We start from the raw sequence: 18132 nt of genomic DNA, 5'->3' as shown, positions 1-18132 counted from the left end.
GCGACCGATTACCCGATCGTCCGATTACGCTTCGCTAATCGAACCTACGGCCATTTCGAATTGAAATAGTCTATTTGTAAACCTATTTCTATCCTCTTCAAAAGAAGGGTCAATCTTGGTAATGGCCACGAGTAGATGGTTCTTGACAATGGCTGAGATAAAGCAAGAGTTTATTGCCGTGCTTACCACCTCATCCTTTAATAAACCATCATTAAAAATATTGTGGAAGTATTCTTCTGCTGATGTTCCTCCATGAACAAAGCTGCTTAGATTAGCGTAATCTGGAATTATTTTTAATAAAAAGCCAGGCGCGTTAGTTGATTTTTTAAAATGAGAGGTCAAATGGCGAATAACATTTCTGTGCTTCCATTTGTCAGTAATCTCCTTGAGGCTCCGCTTGGAAATATCAAAGTCAGGGTGACTTTTCTTCAATTTCTTCAGGATGATATCATCAGTGGACTTCCCTGCCATTGTAGCCGCCATTTGCGATGCTTCAATATAGGCTATGGTTTCGCTTATTGCAGAATATTTTCTATACTCAGCTCCAATCGCTTCATCTCCTGTTTCAATAAACTTGAGGAAAAGAAACTCGAATCTTAAAAATTGCTCTAGTAATGAGCGATATAATATCTTCAAAACATATAAATGGGTATCACACGTTTCAGCTAAGTCATATACACCTAGCTTAATTTAATTTATTGAGGTCATTAAACCAAACAATGATTGCATGGTTTCTAGAAAATTTGATTCTTTTAATACAGGCATGAATCGCGTACATGACTCTTCGAAAATATCATGTAGTGAGTCATCGAATGCTAAAACATCATCTAGTTTTAAACTCATAATTTTTCCTTAGAAAAATTTTATGAAGCAATGTTCGTCTATTTGCCGCTCGTAGCTCGTAGGTTCGAATAGCGAAGCATATTCGGAAGATCGCGTTTTTAATGCTACTGCTATCGCCTATTTAAAAACCAACCCGACCTAAAGTCGGGTTGATTAAATAAAAAAGTGAAGAAATCAGAGCGCTTCCAATCTGGCATAGGCCGTCACCAGCCACTTGGCGCCAACGTCGTCGAACTGGATCTGCACCCGGCTCTGCTGGCCGACCCCTTCGAAGTTGAGTACCACCCCTTCGCCGAATTTTGGATGGAGCACCCGCTGGCCGAGCTTGATGCCGCTGGCGTCAAAGCTCTGCTGCACCTCGTTCTGGCTAAAGCGGCCGTACTGGGTGGGGCGGCTGACCTGAGTGCGCAGCCGGATCTCTTCCAGACACTCGGCGGGCATTTCGCGGATAAAGCGGCTCGGCTTGTGGAACATCTCGCGGCCGTAGATGCGGCGGCTTTCGGCATAACAGATGTAGAGCTTCTCCATGGCGCGGGTCATGCCGACGTAACAGAGACGGCGCTCCTCTTCCAGGCGGCCCGACTCCTCGGTGGATTGCTGGCTGGGGAACATGCCTTCTTCGACGCCGACCAGCAGCACCAGCGGGAACTCCAGCCCCTTGGCGCTGTGCAGGGTCATCAGCTGCACCGCGTCGGCATATTCGTCGGCCTGATTCTCGCCGGACTCCAGCGCCGCGTGGGCGAGGAAGGCGGAGAGATCGCTCATATCTTCCAGCTCGTCCGGGCGCTGGTACTGGCGGCAGGCGGTGACCAGTTCGTCCAGGTTCTCTACCCGCGCCTGGGATTTCTCGCCTTTTTCTGCCAGATACATCGCCTTGAGGCCGGAGTTCTGGATGGCGATATCGGCCTGTTGGTGCAGCGGCAGCATGCCGACCTGTTCTTCCAGTGCGTCAATGAGATCGACAAAGCCGCGCACCGCGTTGCCGGCGCGACCGGTCAGCACCTTGTCATTGAGCAGCGCCTTGGCCGATTGCCACAGGTTGAGCCCCTGATCGCGGGCGTTGCCGCGCAGGATCTCGAGGGTGCGATCGCCGATGCCACGGGTCGGGGTGTTGACCACCCGCTCGAAGCTGGCGTCGTCGCCACGGTTGTTGATAAGCCGCAGGTAGGCCATGGCGTCTTTGATCTCTTGCCGCTCGAAGAAGCGCAGGCCGCCGTAGATGCGGTAGGGCATGGCATCCTGCATCAGCGCCTCTTCCAGTACCCGTGACTGGGCGTTGGAGCGATAGAGGATGGCGCAGTCGGCCAGCAAGCCGCCCTTTTCCTTCCAATCCTTGAGGCGGCCGACCACGAAGCGGGCTTCGTCCACCTCGTTGAAGGCGGCGTACAGCGAAATCGGCTCGCCCTCGGCCCCTTCGGTCCACAGTTCCTTGCCAAGGCGCTCGGCGTTGTTGGCGATCACGCTGTTGGCAGCCTTGAGGATATTGGCGGTGGAACGGTAGTTCTGCTCGAGACGGATGGTCTCGGCGCCCTGATAGTCGGTCAGGAAGCGCTGGATGTTCTCGATCTTGGCACCGCGCCAGCCGTAGATGGACTGGTCATCGTCGCCGACGATCATCACCTTGCCGCTATCACCAGCCAGCATCCGCAGCCAGGCGTACTGGATGCCGTTGGTATCCTGGAACTCGTCCACCAGGATGTTCTGGAAGCGGTCGCGGTAGTGCTCGAGGATGTGCGGTTTGTTGAGCCACAGCTCGTGGGCGCGCAGCAACAGCTCGGCAAAGTCCACCAGCCCGGAGCGATCGCAGGTCTCCTGATAGGTCTTGTAGATCTGCTGATAGGTGCGGGTGACGGGGTCGCCGTAGAGGTCGATGTCGCCGGGGCGCAGCCCCTCGTCCTTCTTGCCGTTGATGTAGCTCATCACGGCGCGCGGGGCCCAGTGCTTCTCGTCGAGGTTGAGCGCCTTGATGACGCGGCGAATGAGGCGGTACTGGTCGTCGGAGTCGAGGATCTGGAAATCCTGCGGCAAGCCCGCATCCAGATGGTGGGCCCGCAGCAAACGGTGGGCGATACCGTGGAAGGTGCCGATCCACATGCCGCGCACGCCGTCGCCGATCACTTTCTCGACCCGGCCGCGCATCTCGGCCGCCGCCTTGTTGGTAAAGGTGACCGCGATGATGGAGAAGGGTGAACAGCGTTCCACCTGCATCAGCCAGGCAATACGGTGCACCAGCACCCGGGTCTTGCCCGAACCGGCACCGGCCAGCACCAGCAGATTGCTACGGGGCGCCGCAACGGCATCTCTTTGCTTGTCGTTGAGCCCGTCGAGCAGGGTTGAAACGTCCATCACCACTCCTGTTTATTTATACAGGCGGGGATTATACGGAAGTTCCGTCGATCCTGAAATGCATGATTCCCGAGGTGGCGCAGGTTGCTGTTTTTGATAGTGGCGTTTTCGGAGCAGCCGTTGTTCACCTGTTGGGGTGAGCGTGAGGTCTTCTCCTGCCAGTTCATGGGTGGCTATCTGATAACTCATCTCGGCTGCGACCACGTTACCTTCGGGCAGCGTGCCGTGAACTCGATAGAGGTGCAGTTTCATTTCGTTCAGATAGGCTTTTTCAAAATAGAGCGGGCAGTCGCCCAGCAGTAATACACCCTGCTCGTAGTGTGATCGCTGGTTATTGACAGCGCGCATGGAGAATAGGCTGAGTAGCGAGAGTTTTTTTGGAAGGAGTTCACGATGAAATTCGCGGGCGTAAATACGATAAACAAGCATCCCTTGCTCATCGTATACAGCGTTCGAATAGTCACGGTAGTGTTCTGTGACTCCGAGCGCCAAGGCGCCCGGAGTGAAGCTGATGAGCATGGTGGCAAGCAGTGCCACAATGCTCGGGCTGTTGAGGTTACTGAAGCGCAGCACAATCTACGACATCAGACTGGCCGTTTTCGGTACGACGGCACTCCAGGAAGACCTTGCCGAAGGTAGAGCCTTCACGGGGTTTCAGAGTCACCTCAGGATGGTACGGAACAACCGGAGCTCGAGTGACGTGCATGATGTAGCTTGCCGTTTGATCGAGCTCGTTTTGGACGAAGTCTGAGGTGTATTCAACTTTGAAACTCAGTTGCGGCATGATCCAGAAGCGATTCTCCTGAATGGCAGCAACTTCTGCTGGATTCAACCCGCAAACCGGGTTGCCCATCATCTTGGAGTACTCTTCGGAGTAGGAACCCATGTTGCCTTCGCAGGTGCCTTCGCCAACGAGTACATCGACGTCATTACGATCCAGCCCTTCGCTGAAGAAGGGGTTCAAATCCAGTTTGACGGAGATGCCGTTACCATTGGTGGAATCGACGATGACGCTCGCTTGCTGACCATTCAGGTGTTTATCCAGTGCTTCAGCCAGCTTGAGGGTGTTCTTGGCCTCTTCTGCATCGAGACGCAGAGATGTCAGGGCATTCCCCAGATTGGCAGTCAGCTTGGCTGCTTCAGCCAGTTGGGTGCGCGCCAGCTTGAGACGGTCGGCCTGATTGATCACGAAGAATTGGGGGTCTTGCCAGAGCAAAGCTGGATTCACATCAGCATCACTGTACTCTGCGGTGATTTGTGTATTCGGAAGGGAATGTTTCCAGCTATTTTGATCTCCCCAAAACGATGGGTAGGCTGGATTATCGTAAATGTGCGCAATGCCGGTCTCTTCAAAATTCAGAATTGGTACTGACAACTCTTCAGTTTTGGGTTGCAGATGGCGATCATCACCATATTGATATGCAGCCATGATATTCAGACCAGAAGCCATAGCGATGGCGCTGGCACGCAGGGCGCGGACCTGATCATAGGAGAGGGTCAGTTCATCATTATCGCCGTAGGTTGCCTTGTACTCCGGGTTAACAATATTGCCCAGACTGTTGGCTGTTTCCTGCATCTTGACGGCATATTTTGCCAGCAGCTCTGCCACATCTTTGGTATTGCCAGTGGCCTCTTTGGCGGTCAGGCGAGCATGGTTAATTACAGCATCCAGCACTTTTGCCAGCATGGTGGTATAACCTTGCCCAACCTGTGACGGCTCAACATCGAAGCGCTTGCTGACGATTGGGTCATTGGTCACTTCCATCATGGCGATAATTGCCAGCATGATCTGGCGATCGGCCTTGCCTGGCTCATCAGCCTCGGTGCTTAAGCGATCTTTATATCCGCGCAGCGTATTTTCGAAGTTAGCCTGTTCCCAATGCTTGTTCTGTTCCACCAGGTCGCGCAGCACGTAATCTACGGCGGCAGACTTGCCATTAGCTTTGGCCAGTGATGCATTCATATGTGCTGCTGCGGCTGCTGTATCAACAGCTTTCTTGCCTGGTTGCACCGCTTTCAGGGCTTCATTCAGGCTGGTATTAAAAGCGTCATCGCTGTCAAAGCGCAGGGTATTGCCCAGCTTGACCACATCCTCTGTTTTCAGATTAATCCCGTTACTTGCATCGCTGTCTGCATCCATGGTTTGCAGCAGGGCGGCGATACGAATGGCGCGATCTTTGTCACCCTTCTCGGCGATGGTGTATGGGGTCACCAAGGCCTGACCCTTTTTAACCTGAGTTTCTCCAAGCGGGATTAAGCCCAGTTTGAAGGCGCAGGTATCGCCATCATTAAAGAAAAACTGGCCTTGTTTATTGGTGAACGCGCTATAGCGACCGCAGGTGTATGCCAATCCTTCTACCGGGCTATCGATAAAGGTGGCGGACTCGGCCGGTTTGGTGGCGTTGCCACCGTTATTGCCATTGTCAGTGCTGGAGCCATCGCCACCACCGCCACAACCTGCCAGCGCCAAGCTGGATAACGCCGTCACAACCGATAAAGCCAGAATATTTTTTTTCATTTTTATTTTCCTGAAACAACGATGCATATGTCACCGGCACCTGGCTGAGGAAGTCAGAATGGGTGGCATGAAGTGATGCAAAAGAAGCCCAATTGATGTTTTTGTCAGTTTCATTTGAGGTCTATGCGGCGGGCATCATACAGGGGCTCATATGGTTTTCAACTTGATCTGGATCTCGAGTTCACATGAATTGTGAGCTTGCTCAACAAAGTGGCGTTGAGTGGGGATTGTTGGTAAGCGAATGTTGACTGGAGCGTATTCGAGAAAGGGGCTGTGAGCTTTGGTCGTTTCCAGCTGTAGCCAACCCTTGCTCGCGTGGTTTGTGGGGATTTTGCGAGCCGGATCACGGGCTGGCAGGGGGGGCGGATGAATAAAAGGGGAAAACGGTTTACAGTAAGTTGCTGAACAATAAGTGAAATGTCGTTTGGGTCTTTTTGTTGGCAGCATAAAAAACTAAAAAGCAGCTAAAAAACAACTGCTTATAAGGTTATTTGCTTATAATTCAAACCGTTAACGCAAACGTTTTTCCCTTATCATTTGCTTGACCCGCATCGGGGCTGACTTAGAGTAAGCCTGCGTGCTAGATAGCCTGCTCTGACAGGCAAGCAAGTTCCCTCACTTAATAACAATCAAGGATACGATCGTGACTAAAGTGCTCAAGCTGGCCACCGTGGCCTCCCTCACTCTCGCTGCCCTCTCCGCTCAGGCTGCTTCCGAGCCGGCCGTCATTTATGACACCGCGGGCAAATATGACAAATCATTCAACGAAGCCGTGTTCCGTAACGGCGTCGAGCTCTACAACAAGGACAAAGGGGTCAAGGTCAAAGAGTTTGAACCCCAGAACGAAGCCCAGCGCGAGCAGGGTCTGCGTCGTCTGGCCAGCCGTGGCAACGGCCCGATCGTCGCGGTCGGTTTCAACATGGGTTCTGCCGTCGAGAAAGTGGCGACCGAGTTCCCGAAAACCCAGTTCACCATCATCGACATGGTGGTCGACAAGCCGAACGTCCAGTCCGTCATCTTCAAGGAGCATGAAGGTTCCTTCCTGGTGGGCGCGCTGGCTGCCATCGCCTCCAAGAGCGGCAAGGTTGGCTTCGTGGGCGGCATGGATATCCCGCTGATCCGCAAATTCCAGTGCGGTTACGAGCAGGGTGCCAAGTACGTCAATCCGAAGATCGAGGTGTACCAGAACATGGCGGGCTCTACCCCGGCCGCGTTTGCTGACCCGGCCAAAGGTGCCGAACTGGCCAAGTCCCAGTTCGCCAAGGGCGCTGACGTGGTTTATGCCGCCGCAGGTGGCACCGGTATTGGTGTCTATCAGGCAGCCAAGGACAGCGGCAAGTTCGCCATCGGTGTGGACTCCAACCAGAACCACCTGCAACCGGGCACCATGCTGACCTCCATGGTCAAGTCCGTGGGGCTGGCCGCGTACCAGACTTGGGATGACGCTGCCAAAGGCGAGTGGAAGCCGGGTATCAAGAACCTGGGTCTGGCCGAAGGCGGTGTGGATTGGGCACTCGACAAGGACAACGAGAAGCTGATCACCCCGGAAATGAAAGCCAAGGTGGATGCCATCAAGGCCGAAATCATCTCTGGCAAGGTCAAAGTTCATGACTACATGAGCGACAACACCTGCAAATACTAATTAGATAGTTGCTACGACTCTCAACGCACCACCGGCCCGCACGGGCCGGTTTTTAGTCTTATTTCATGAAACGCAGGGCTGCATCATGGACCAGACAGATCGCTATGCCATCGAATTAAGAGGTATCGATAAGCGGTTCGGCGAAGTGTACGCCAACAAGCTGATCGACCTTAAGGTTCGCAAAGGCAGTATCCACGGCATTGTCGGCGAAAATGGCGCCGGTAAGTCCACCCTGATGAGCATCATTTATGGTTTCTACCATGCCGACAAAGGCGAGATGCTGATCGACGGGAAACCGTTCAATCCCCATGGCTCACAAGATGCGATTGCCGCAGGCGTGGGCATGGTTCACCAGCACTTCATGCTGGTCAATAACTTCACCGTATTGGAAAACGTCATCCTCGGCGCTGAGAACGGCTGGCACCTTCAGCAGAGCGTGGCGTCAGCCGAAAAGCTGCTGGGCGAGCTGGCGCGGGATTATGGCCTCGACGTGCCGTTGCACGAGAAGGTCGAAGATCTGCCGGTTGGCTTGCAACAGCGGGTCGAAATTCTCAAGGCGCTCTATCGCGGCGCCCGCATCCTGATCCTCGACGAGCCGACCGGGGTACTGACCCCGCAAGAGGCGGATCACCTGTTCGAGGTGCTGAAAAAGCTGCGGGATCAGGGGGCAACCATCATCCTCATCACCCACAAGCTGCGCGAGATCCTGGCCATTACCGATCAGGTTTCCATCATGCGCCGTGGCGAGATGGTGGCGCACGTCGCCACCAAGAATACCGACAAGGAGCAGCTGGCTGAACTGATGGTGGGCCGCAAGGTGCGCCTCAAGGTCGACAAGGGGCCAACCCAGCCCGGTGAAGCCAAGCTGAAGATCGAAGGGCTCAGCTACTTCGACGCCAGCAAGGTGGAGCGGGTCAAATCGGTCAGCTTCGAGGTGCGGGCCGGTGAAGTAGTCGGCATCGCCGGGGTATCCGGCAACGGTCAGTCCGAACTGCTCAGCCTGCTTGGCGGCATTCTCAAGCCGAGCAAGGGCGGCTTCACCATCAGCAGCCGCAGCGGCGTACACAAGGTGAGTGCGGAGCAACCGGCCGATCCCGAGCTGGTGCGCAACTACGGCCTCGGTCATGTGCCGGAAGATCGCCACAAGATGGGGTTGATCAACCGCTTCGAGGCGAAAGAGGCCTTTATCCTCGGTTATCACCGCCGTCCGCAATACAACAAGGGGTGGCTGCAGAACAAGGAGGCGATCCAGCAGGATTGTCAGGCCAAGATGGAGAAGTGGGACGTGCGCCCGCCCCATCCCGATCACAAGACCGCCAACTTCTCCGGTGGCAACCAGCAGAAGCTGGTGATCGCCCGGGAAGTGGAGCAGGACCCGGATGTGCTGTTGATCGGCCAGCCGACCCGCGGGGTCGATATCGGCGCCATCGAGTATATCCACCAGCAGATCATCGCCATGCGCGACAAGGGCAAGGCTGTCTTGCTGGTCTCGGTGGAGCTGGACGAGATCATGAGCCTCGCTGACCGGATTCTGGTCATTGCCGATGGTCGTATCGTCGGTGAGCTGGATGGTGCCAAGGCGGACGAGCGCACCATTGGTCTGATGATGGCGAACATAGTGCCGGACGAAGTTGCTGGCGTGTCTGGCGTAGCCAAGGAGGCCCACTGATGAGCCAAGTACGTATTCCTGCCTGGGTCTCCGTAGGCGTCTTGTCTGCGGTCAATATCCTGCTGGCCTTCCTGGTGTCGGCCATTCTGTTCTACTACCTCGACATCAACCCGGTCGATGCCGCCAAGATCATGTGGTACGGCGCGTTCGGCACCGGTGAAGGGGTTGGCTTTACCCTCTACTACGCAACCGGCTTTATCTTTACCGGTCTGTCGGTGGCGGTCGCCTTCCACGCCGGTCTGTTCAACATCGGTGGTGAAGGTCAGGCCTATATCGGCGGTCTCGGTGTCGGTCTGGTCTGTCTGACGCTCGGCGATGTGCTGCCGTTTGCCCTGCTGTTGCCGCTCTCCATCATTGCCGGTGGTCTGTTCGGTGCGGCCTGGGCCTTTATTCCGGCCTGGCTGCAAGCCAAGCGCGGCAGCCACATCGTCATCACCACCATCATGTTCAACTTCATCGCCGCCTCGCTGATGGCCTATCTGCTGGTGGAGGTGTTCAAGCCGCCCGGTTCGATGGCGACCGAGAGCAAGGTGTTTGCCGAGGCAAGCTGGTTGCCCAAGATGAGCGGGATGGCGAGCCTGTTCGGGATGGATATCCCCAACAGCCCGCTCAACATCAGCTTCTTCTGGGCGCTGATCTGTGCGGCGCTGGTGTGGGTCTTTATCTGGCACACCCGCTGGGGTTACGAGATCCGCTCGGTCGGGGCCAGCCAAAGCGCCTCCGCCTATGCCGGTATCTCCTATCCCAAGGTGGTGATCCTGGCGATGGTGATCTCTGGCATGCTGTCGGGCTTCTTCGCCCTCAACGTGCTGCAGGGTGAACTGCACCAGATCAAGCTCAACTTCGTGGAAGGGTTCGGCTTCACCGGTATCGCGGTGGCGCTGATGGGGCGCAACCATCCGGTCGGCGTCATCATCGCCAGCCTGCTGTTCGGGTTCCTCTATCAGGGGGGCGCCGAGCTCAGCTTCGAGTTCGGTGTCGACCGCAACATCGTGGTGGTGTTGCAGGGTCTGGTGATCCTGTTCTGTGGCGCCCTTGAGCACATGATGCGTCCGCGCATCGAGCAGCTCTATCTGGCGTTTGCCAACCGCTCAGCCGCGCAAGCTAAAGGAGTCTGATCATGTTTGAAATTCTGATCCTGATGCTGGATGCGACCATCCGTACCGCGCCGCCGCTCATTCTGGCGGCCATGGCTGGCATGTTCTGCGAGCGCTCCGGGGTGGTCAACATCGCGCTGGAAGGCAAACTGCTGGCGGCGGCGTTCGCCAGTGGTGCGGCGGCTGCGGTCTCCGGTTCTGCCTGGGTAGGTCTGGGTGCCGGGGTGGGTGTCTCCATCCTGTTCGCCCTGATGCACGGCTTTGCCACCATCACCCACCGCGGTGATCAGGTGGTGAGCGGCATGGCCATCAACATTCTGGCGGCCGGTCTGACCGTCACCCTGGGCCGTTACTGGTTCGATCAGGGTGGCCAGACGCCAGCGCTCTCCGGTGATGCCCGTTTCGCCCCCATCGATCTGCCCTATGCCAAGGAGCTGTGGGATGTGCCGGTGATCGGCCAGCTCTACAGCGAGCTGCTGAGCGGCCACTCCCTGCTGGAGTACGTGGCGTTCGCCTGCGTACCGCTGGCCTGGTGGGTGATGTTCCGTACCCGCTTCGGTCTGCGTCTGCGGGCGGTGGGCGAGGCGCCCGCAGCGGTCGATACCGCCGGTATCTCGGTGGTGCGGATGCGCTACACCGCGCTCATCATCGGCGGCCTGCTGGCCGGTATCGGCGGCACCTATCTGGCGGTGGCCCAGACGGCCCAGTTCATCCCCAACATGAGTGCGGGCAAGGGCTTTATGGCGCTGGCGGCGCTGGTGTTCGGCAAGTGGCGCCCCTGGAATGCCATGGCAGCCTGTCTGCTGTTCGGCTTCCTCGATGCGGTCGCCATTCGCCTGCAAGGGGTCAGCATCGGTGGCTTCGCCATTCCGGTGCAGGCCATCGAGGCACTGCCCTACATCCTGACCGTGTTCCTGCTGGCCGGCTTTATCGGCCGTGCGGTAGCACCCAAGGCGCTCGGTACACCTTATGTGAAGGAGCGGGAGTAGCGCCCTTTATTGCGATATTCCCGATCACACAGATAACAGCAGGCCCACTTCGGTGGGCCTGTTTTTTTATGGATTGAGTGGCTGGTTACAGCAGGAAAATGGTCGCCAGCCCTAGGAAGATAAAGAAGCCGCCGGTGTCGGTGATGGCGGTGATCATCACGCTGGCCCCCACTGCCGGATCGCGGCCGAGGCGGGTCATGGTCATGGGGATGATGACCCCCATCAGGGCGGCCACCAGCAGGTTGAGCATCATGGCCAGGGTCATCACCGCGCCGAGCGCCACATCCTGATAGAGCAGATAGGTGGCAAGCCCCATGGTGCCACCCCACACCAGCCCGTTGATAAAGGCGACGCCAAGTTCCCGCAGCAGCAGGAAGGAGAGGTTGCCCGCCTGAATGTGCTGCAGCGCCAGCGCCCGCACTATCATGGTGATGGTCTGGTTGCCGGTGTTGCCGCCGATCCCGGCGACGATGGGCATCAGCGCCGCCAGCGCCACCAGCTGGGAGATGGTGTGCTCGAACATGCCGATCACCCGCGAGGCGACAAAGGCGGTGCAGAGGTTCAGCGCCAGCCAGGCCCAGCGGGTCTTGACCGCCTTGCTGACAGGGGCGAACACGTCTTCATCCTCGCTGATACCCCCCATCCGGCGCAGGTCGGTGTCGCTCTCCTCATAGACCAGATCCACCACCTCTTCGACAGTGAGGCGGCCCATCAGCTTGCCCTTGCCATCCACCACGGCGGCGGAGAGCAGGTCATCCCGCTCGAAGGTACGGGCTGCCGCCTCGTCGTTATCCTCCGGATCGAAGGTGACCGGATCCCGCTCCATCACGTCGCTCACCAGGGTGGCGGGCTTGTGCAGCAGCACTGTGGTGAGGGCCAGCTCCCCCAGCAGGTGGTTGCGCCTGTCGATGACGAACAGCTTGTCGGTGTTGGCGGGGATCTTGCCGCGCAGCCGCAGATAGCGCTGCACCGTGGCCAGACTCACCTCGGGGCGGATGGTGATGATCTCGAAGTCCATCATGGCGCCGACGGTGTGCTTGCCGTAGCGGATCACCTCCCGCACCCGATCCCGTTCTTCGGGGGCCATATAGGTGAGCAGCCGCCCCATCAGGTTGCGCGGCAGGTACTGGCCCAGATAGATCTGATCGTCGATATCCAGGGTGCGCAGGGCGTGCAGCAGCTCCTTGTCGCTCATCCCGCTGATCAGGCTGTCCCACACCGTCTCCGAGGCTTCGACCAGAATCTGGCCGCGCTTATCTTCCTCCACCAGTGCCCACAGGGCATGACGCTCATCGGGCGGTAGCGACTCCAGCGCATCGGCGACATCGGCGGCGGGCAGCCCGTTGACCAGCGCGGTGAGTTCGCTGGTCTGATCGCGCTGCTCGGCATCCTGCACCACCTGCGGGTCGAGCAGGCTGTCGGTGAGGGCGTCATCGCGCAGCAGCAGGGTGAGAATGCGAGATCTGTCATCCGCGCGCTGCCTGGCGCTGTTCTTGATGGGAAGAGACATGGGATGAATTCCTGAGAGGGTAGCCAAGGGCTCAATGCCCATAGGATACCAGACTTAAAACAGCAGGTTATGACCGTGATGGGAGAAGAGGGAGGTAAAAGTGAGGCCACCTGCTGGTGGCCTCATGGTTAGTTGCCGATAATCCCTCAGGCGAGGGCTCGCTGAGCCTGTGGTGCCGCGCCAAACCAGGCGAGCTGGTCGGCCAGCGTCACCACCGAGCCCACCATGATCAGCGCCGGACTCTCGACCCCCACCGCCAGCGCGGGCAACTCTTCGAGAGTGCCGCGAATGACCCGCTGGCAGGGCTGGGTGCCGCGCTCGATCAGCGCCACTGGCGTGTTGCCCTGCTTGCCGTGGGCCAGCAGTTGATCGCGGATGGTGGCGCAGGAGGAGAGCCCCATGTAGAACACCAGCGTCTGCCGATCTTTGGCCAGCAGTGGCCAGTCGAGATCCCGGGCGCCACCTTTGCCGTGGGCGGTGACGAAGCGCACGCTCTGGGCGTGGTCGCGATGGGTCAGCGGAATACCGGCGTAGGCGGCGCAGCCGCTGGCCGCCGTGATCCCCGGCACCACCTGAAAGCCAATGCCAGTACCAACGAGCGTCTCCAGCTCCTCGCCGCCACGGCCGAAGATGAATGGGTCGCCTCCCTTCAGCCGCACCACTCGCTGCCCCTTCTTCGCCTCCTCCAGCAACAGCTGGTTGATCCCCTCTTGCGGTACGCAGTGGTTGCCCGCCTGCTTGCCGACGAAGATGCGTTTGGCATCCCGGCGCACCAGCGCCATCACCTCGTCCGAGACCAGCCGGTCATAGACCACCACGTCCGCTTGCTGCATCTGGCGCAGAGCGTGCAGGGTGAGCAGGCCCGGGTCGCCGGGGCCAGCTCCCACCAGCACCACCTCGCCAGCGGTGTGGCTTTCGTCAGCAAACAGGTTGTCGGCCAGCTGGTGGGCAGAGGCGTGATCCCCCCGCGCCAGCGCCTGTCCGAGCCGGTCGGCCCCGAGCAGCCGTTCCCAGAAGCGGCGCCGCTCGCCCATGGTGGCGAAGCGCGCCTTGACCCGATCCCGCAGGCTGCCAGCGAAGGTCGCCATGGCGCCCAGATGTTGCGGCAGCAGGGCTTCCAGTTTTTCCCGCAGCAAGCGGGCCAGCACCGGCGCCTTGCCACCGGAGGAGATGGCCACCATCAGCGGCGAGCGGTCGATGATCGACGGCATGATGAAGCTGGAGCGTTTCGGGTCATCCACCACGTTGGCAAAGATCCGCGCCTGATTGGCGCTTTGGTAAACCAGCGCATTCACCTCGCGCCGATCGGTGGCGGCCACCACCAGCCACTTGCCCGCCAGTTGCTGCGGCGCGAATTCACCGGCCAGCCATTCGATGCTGCCGTTGGCAGCCAGTTCCGCCAGCTCGGGGTCGAGCTCGGGGGCGACCACGGTGAGCTGGGCACCGGCATCCAGCAGCAGGCGCGCCTTGCGCTCCGCTACCTCGCCGCCGCCGACCAGCAGCACGGGTTTGTTGTCGAGTCGGCAAAAGATGGGCAAGTAGTCCATGGGGCCTCCTGATCAGGCGGTTTGGGTCTGGCTGGCAGTGGTGGTGGTCTCGCTCACCGCGACCGGGCGCTCAGCCTTGGGGGTGGCATACCAGTAGCCGAGGCCCATGAAGAGGGCGCCGGAGACCGTGTTACCCAGGGTCACCCACAGCAGGTTGTGGCCGATGCCGCTCAGGGTGTAGGCATCCGAGTGGGCGCCGAACCAGGAGAGGGCGAACAGGGTCATGTTGGCGATGGAGTGCTCGTAGCCGGAGGCGATAAAGGCCAGCAGGCACCACCAGATGGCGATGAAGCGGGCGGCCCCTTCGGTGCGCAGCGCCATCCAGATGGCGAGGCAGACCAGCCAGTTGCAGAGGATCCCCTTCATAAACAGGGTCAGGGCCGGTGCCTGGGTCTTGGCCAGCGCCACCTTGTGGGCCAGACTGCCTGCGTCCGGCAGCAGGCTGCCGCCGTAAGAGTAGATGAGCGCCACCACGACTGAGCCAATCAGGTTGCCCACCCAGGTCTGTGGCAGGATGCGCAGCAGGTCGGCCATAGTGATCTTGCCGGTTTTCACCCCGAAGGTGAGGAACATGGTGTGGCCGGTGAACAGCTCGGAGCCGGCGATGACAACTAAGGTCAGGGCGATGCCGAAGGTGGCCCCCATCACCAGCGGCCGGATGGCGGGATCCACCAGATTACCGAGGGTGAAGATGAGGATGATGCCGAGGCCCACATAGGCCCCCGCCATGGCGGAGCTGAGCCAGAAGCCGAGCTTGTCGCTGCGCTCGAAGCGGTTGATGCGGGCCGCGTTGGCGGCGCACTTGTTGATGGTGTCGGTATACATCTTTGTTTCCTTCAAGAGGGCTGCCCGCGGGCAGCCCTGATATGCATGGTGTTAGACAGCGACCCAGACCTGCTGGTCGCGCACTTCAACGGGGTAGCTCTGCACCGACATCGCAGGATTGTCGAAACAGTGGCCATCGCTCAGACGAAAGCGCTGCTTCTTGAGCGGGCTGGCCACCCAGAGTTCGCCGTCGTGTTCGCAGATCAGGCCCCGCGACAGCACGTTGGCGGCGAAGAAGGGGTCCCGGTTGTCGATGGCGAACACCTCGGCCGCCGCGCTCGGGCGAAACAGGGCGATCTGGCGACCTTCAATGAGTGCGCAGACTCCGGTTCCCGGCAGGATGTCGTTGAGTTGGCAGGCAAGTTTCATCATTTGGTTTCCACCTCGATCTGGTAGACGGGGATGCGCTCGGCCGGAGTGGCGGGTCTGTGCTGGTCTCGTTCGCTGACGAACTGAACATCCGGATCGCGCTTGTCGCTGTTGATGAAGTGGCTGAAGCGCTTGAGCGCCTCCTCTTCGTTGAGGGTGCGCGACCATTCGCACTCGTAGCTGTTGATGAGAGTCTGGATATCGCGCTCCAGCGTCTCGGCCAGCCCCAGCTTGTCGTCGACGATCACCTCGCGCAGGTAGTCGACACCCCCTTCCAGATTGCCGAGCCAGACCGAGGTGCGCTGCAGTTTGTCGGCGCTGGTGACGTAGAACATCATAAAGCGGTCGATCAGCTTGATGAGGGTCTCGCGGTCTAGGTCAGAAGCCAGCAGGTCGGCGTGGCGCGGCTTCATGCCGCCGTTGCCGCCCACATAGAGGTTCCAGCCCGCGTCGGTGGCGATGATGCCAACGTCCTTGCCCTGCGCTTCCGCACATTCGCGGGTACAGCCGGAGACGCCGAACTTCATCTTGTGCGGGGTGCGAATGCCCTTGTAGCGGTTCTCGAGGAAGACCCCGAGGCCGACGCTGTCCTGTACGCCGAAGCGGCACCAGGTGCTGCCGACACAGGTCTTGGCCATGCGCAGTGCCTTGGCGTAGGCCTGACCTGTCTCGAATCCGGCTGCCAGCAGCTTGCGCCAGATGGCGGGCAGATCATCCTTCTGGGCCCCGAACAGACCGATGCGCTGGGCGCCGGTGATCTTGGTGTAGAGCTTGTAGTCGCGGGCCACTTCGGCCACCGCCAGCAGCCCCTCCGGAGTCACTTCGCCACCGGCCATGCGCGGGATGACGGAGTAGCTGCCGTCCTTCTGCATGTTGCCGAGGAAGATGTCGTTGGTGTCCTGCAACGGGATATTGCGCGGGCTCAGCACATGCTCGTTCCAGCAGGAGGCGAGGATGGAGCCGACGGTCGGTTTGCACACCTCGCAGCCATAGCCCTGACCGTGCTTGGCCAGCAGCACGTCGAAGCTCTTGATCCCCTCCACCTTGACCAGATGGAACAGCTCCTGACGGGAGTGGGGGAAGTGGGCGCAGAGGTGGTTGTTGACCTCGATGCCCTGCTTAACCAGCTCGGCGTTGAGCACCTGACTGATGAGCGGCACGCAGCCGCCGCAGCCTGTACCGGCCTTGGTGTGCTGCTTGATGGCGGCCAGCGTGGTGTGACCTTCGGCCACCGCCTTGGCGATGTCGCCCTTGGAGACGTCGAAGCAGGAGCAGATCTGGGCGCTTTCCGGCAGGGCATCTACCCCCAGCGTCGGCTTGGCACCGGCGTAGGCGGGCAGGATCAGGGTGTCCGGGTGGCTCGGCAGCGGCAGGGCGTTGAGCATCATCTGCAGCAGGTTGCCGTAATCTTCCACGTCACCCACCAGCACGGCGCCGAGCAATCGGCTGTTGTCTTCGCTCACCACGATCTTCTTGTAGACGCCAGCCTGGTCGTCCTGAAACACATAGCTGTGGCTGCCCGGGGTGCGGCCATGGGCATCACCGATGGAGCCGACGGAGACGCCGAGCAGCTTGAGCTTGGCGCTCATGTCTGCCCCTTCGAAGCGGCTGTCGCCGCCGAGCAGGTGGTCGACGGTGATCTGGGCCATCTTGTAGCCCGGTGCCACCAGCCCGAAGAAGCGGCCCTGCCAGGCGGCGCACTCGCCGATGGCATAGATGTCGGGGTCTGAGGTGAGGCAGTGATCGTCGATGACGATGCCGCCGCGCTCGGCGATGGCGAGATCACCGTAACGGCCGAGGGTATCTTGCGGGCGAATGCCGGTGGAGAAGACCACCACGTCCACTTCAAGCTGGCTGCCATCGGCAAAGGCGAGGCGGTGCTTCGCCTGCTCACCGCCATGCATCAGGATCTCGCTGGTGCTCTTGCTGGTGTGCACCTGCACGCCCATGGATTCAATCTTGCGGCGCAGCAGCTGGCCGCCCTGACCGTCGAGCTGCTCGGCCATCAGCACTGGAGCAAACTCCACCACATGGGTCTCGAGACCCAGCGCCTTGAGGGCGCCGGCGGCTTCGAGGCCAAGCAGGCCGCCCCCGATCACCACCCCGCTCTTGCCGCTCCTGGCGGCGCTGCGGATGGCTTTCAGATCCTCGATGGTGCGATAGACGAAGCACTCGTGGTGCTGACTGCCCGCAATGGGCGGCACCCAGGGGTAGGAGCCGGTGGCCAGCACCAGCTTGTCGTACCCGACCACAGTGCCCTTGTTGGAGTGCACTTCGCGGTTGGCCCTGTCGATTTTTTTCACCGCTTCGCCGAGCAGCAGGCGGATGCCGTGCTTGTCGTAGAAGCCGGGTTTGACGAGGGAGAGATCTTCGCTGGTGTGATGGGAGAAGTAGGAGGAGAGATGGACGCGATCGTAGGCGGGACGGGGTTCTGCACCGAAGACGGTGATCTCGTAGCGGCCCGGGTCGGCCCGCTCGATCAACTCTTCGATGAAGCGGTGCCCCACCATGCCGTTGCCCACAACGACCAGTCTGACTTTGCTCATGATTGCCTCTAGTTTGGAGTAATAAAACATCATTCTGGGGCTAGGCTACCCAGTCAGTCGGGGCGGGCAATTGATGCAAATCAAGTGTCTATTTATATATCTCGTCAGGGGTAATTCGATAAAATTCAAAGATATACAAAAATAGGTATACCAGTTGATGATTTATGGGCTGGCTCGGGGTGAGGGATGGCGGAGAGCAAGCCCGGTTTAGCAAAAACCGGGGAGTGAAGA

At 59.1% G+C, this 18132-nt stretch carries 13 protein-coding genes; 4 read left to right on the top strand and 9 right to left on the bottom strand.

Going from position 1 to position 18132, the window contains the following annotated elements:
• Nucleotides 1-24 precede the first annotated feature (24 nt).
• From I6G90_RS15345 to I6G90_RS15330, 4 genes are all read right to left on the bottom strand, one after another.
• A complete protein-coding gene (locus tag I6G90_RS15345; protein ID WP_197928186.1) occupies nt 25-636 on the bottom strand; it encodes a hypothetical protein in 612 nt (203 codons plus the stop codon).
• A 381-nt stretch (nt 637-1017) separates the two neighbouring features.
• The gene (gene uvrD, locus I6G90_RS15340) at nt 1018-3189 is read right to left on the bottom strand and encodes a DNA helicase II (protein WP_197928185.1); all 2172 of its coding nucleotides are present in this window, start codon (nt 3187-3189) and stop codon (nt 1018-1020) included.
• A gap of 12 nt (nt 3190-3201) precedes the next feature.
• Entirely contained in the window at nt 3202-3726 is a 525-nt protein-coding gene (locus tag I6G90_RS15335) for a hypothetical protein (RefSeq protein WP_139406056.1), read from the bottom strand.
• A 19-nt stretch (nt 3727-3745) separates the two neighbouring features.
• Nucleotides 3746-5707 carry a hypothetical protein gene (locus I6G90_RS15330; RefSeq protein ID WP_197928184.1) on the bottom strand — a complete coding sequence of 654 codons (1962 nt, stop codon included), beginning with the start codon at nt 5705-5707 and terminating at the stop codon, nt 3746-3748.
• 643 nt (nt 5708-6350) lie between these two features.
• On the opposite strand from I6G90_RS15330, the gene I6G90_RS15325 reads away from it, so the two are divergent.
• The 4 genes from I6G90_RS15325 to I6G90_RS15310 all read left to right on the top strand — a co-directional run bounded on the left by I6G90_RS15325 (nt 6351) and on the right by I6G90_RS15310 (nt 11104).
• Nucleotides 6351-7349 (top strand): BMP family lipoprotein, encoded by a 999-nt coding sequence (locus I6G90_RS15325; RefSeq protein WP_042059443.1) that lies wholly within the window; start codon nt 6351-6353, stop codon nt 7347-7349.
• Nucleotides 7350-7434: 85 nt separating this feature from the next.
• Entirely contained in the window at nt 7435-9018 is a 1584-nt protein-coding gene (locus I6G90_RS15320) for an ABC transporter ATP-binding protein (RefSeq protein ID WP_197928183.1), read from the top strand.
• Nucleotides 9018-10136: an ABC transporter permease gene (locus tag I6G90_RS15315; protein WP_042656568.1), complete on the top strand. Its 1119-nt coding sequence runs from the start codon at nt 9018-9020 to the stop codon at nt 10134-10136. The genes I6G90_RS15320 and I6G90_RS15315 overlap by 1 nt, the downstream gene beginning before the upstream one ends.
• Nucleotides 10137-10138: 2 nt before the next feature.
• On the top strand, nt 10139-11104 hold the full coding sequence (locus I6G90_RS15310; protein WP_005342529.1) for an ABC transporter permease: 966 nt from the start codon (nt 10139-10141) through the stop codon (nt 11102-11104).
• 85 nt (nt 11105-11189) lie between these two features.
• Here I6G90_RS15310 and mgtE read toward each other — a convergent pair whose 3' ends face one another.
• The 5 genes from mgtE to nirB form a co-directional block, all read right to left on the bottom strand.
• Nucleotides 11190-12614 carry a magnesium transporter gene (gene mgtE / locus I6G90_RS15305; RefSeq protein ID WP_197928182.1) on the bottom strand — a complete coding sequence of 475 codons (1425 nt, stop codon included), beginning with the start codon at nt 12612-12614 and terminating at the stop codon, nt 11190-11192.
• A gap of 146 nt (nt 12615-12760) precedes the next feature.
• Complete coding sequence (gene cysG / locus I6G90_RS15300; protein ID WP_197928181.1) at nt 12761-14161, bottom strand: siroheme synthase CysG; 1401 nt, start codon at nt 14159-14161, stop codon at nt 12761-12763.
• A 12-nt stretch (nt 14162-14173) separates the two neighbouring features.
• Nucleotides 14174-14986, bottom strand: coding sequence for a nitrite transporter NirC (nirC, locus tag I6G90_RS15295; RefSeq protein ID WP_197928179.1), 813 nt, complete (start codon nt 14984-14986; stop codon nt 14174-14176).
• Nucleotides 14987-15037: 51 nt separating this feature from the next.
• The gene (gene nirD / locus I6G90_RS15290; protein ID WP_041202829.1) at nt 15038-15355 is read right to left on the bottom strand and encodes a nitrite reductase small subunit NirD; all 318 of its coding nucleotides are present in this window, start codon (nt 15353-15355) and stop codon (nt 15038-15040) included.
• Entirely contained in the window at nt 15355-17901 is a 2547-nt protein-coding gene (gene nirB, locus I6G90_RS15285; protein WP_197928177.1) for a nitrite reductase large subunit NirB, read from the bottom strand. Before nirB ends, nirD begins: the two co-directional genes overlap by 1 nt.
• Between the last annotated feature and the right edge of the window lie 231 nt (nt 17902-18132).

Origin of the sequence: Aeromonas allosaccharophila, from assembly GCF_016026615.1 — a bacterium.
Classification (GTDB): domain Bacteria; phylum Pseudomonadota; class Gammaproteobacteria; order Enterobacterales; family Aeromonadaceae; genus Aeromonas; species Aeromonas allosaccharophila.
Note: the sequence above shows the minus strand (reverse complement) of the source record. Positions and strands in the feature narration are given on the sequence as shown.

Excerpts from the sequence above, each read along its gene's own strand:
- I6G90_RS15330 (WP_197928184.1), bottom strand. The coding sequence starts at position 5,707 with ATGAAAAAAAATATTCTGGCTTTATCGGTTGTGACGGCGTTATCCAGC.
- I6G90_RS15320 (WP_197928183.1), top strand. The coding sequence starts at position 7,435 with ATGGACCAGACAGATCGCTATGCCATCGAATTAAGAGGTATCGATAAG.
- I6G90_RS15310 (WP_005342529.1), top strand. The coding sequence starts at position 10,139 with ATGTTTGAAATTCTGATCCTGATGCTGGATGCGACCATCCGTACCGCG.
- nirC (WP_197928179.1), bottom strand. The coding sequence starts at position 14,986 with ATGTATACCGACACCATCAACAAGTGCGCCGCCAACGCGGCCCGCATC.
- mgtE (WP_197928182.1), bottom strand. The coding sequence starts at position 12,614 with ATGTCTCTTCCCATCAAGAACAGCGCCAGGCAGCGCGCGGATGACAGA.
- I6G90_RS15315 (WP_042656568.1), top strand. The coding sequence starts at position 9,018 with ATGAGCCAAGTACGTATTCCTGCCTGGGTCTCCGTAGGCGTCTTGTCT.
- uvrD (WP_197928185.1), bottom strand. The coding sequence starts at position 3,189 with ATGGACGTTTCAACCCTGCTCGACGGGCTCAACGACAAGCAAAGAGAT.
- nirD (WP_041202829.1), bottom strand. The coding sequence starts at position 15,355 with ATGAAACTTGCCTGCCAACTCAACGACATCCTGCCGGGAACCGGAGTC.
- cysG (WP_197928181.1), bottom strand. The coding sequence starts at position 14,161 with ATGGACTACTTGCCCATCTTTTGCCGACTCGACAACAAACCCGTGCTG.
- nirB (WP_197928177.1), bottom strand. The coding sequence starts at position 17,901 with ATGAGCAAAGTCAGACTGGTCGTTGTGGGCAACGGCATGGTGGGGCAC.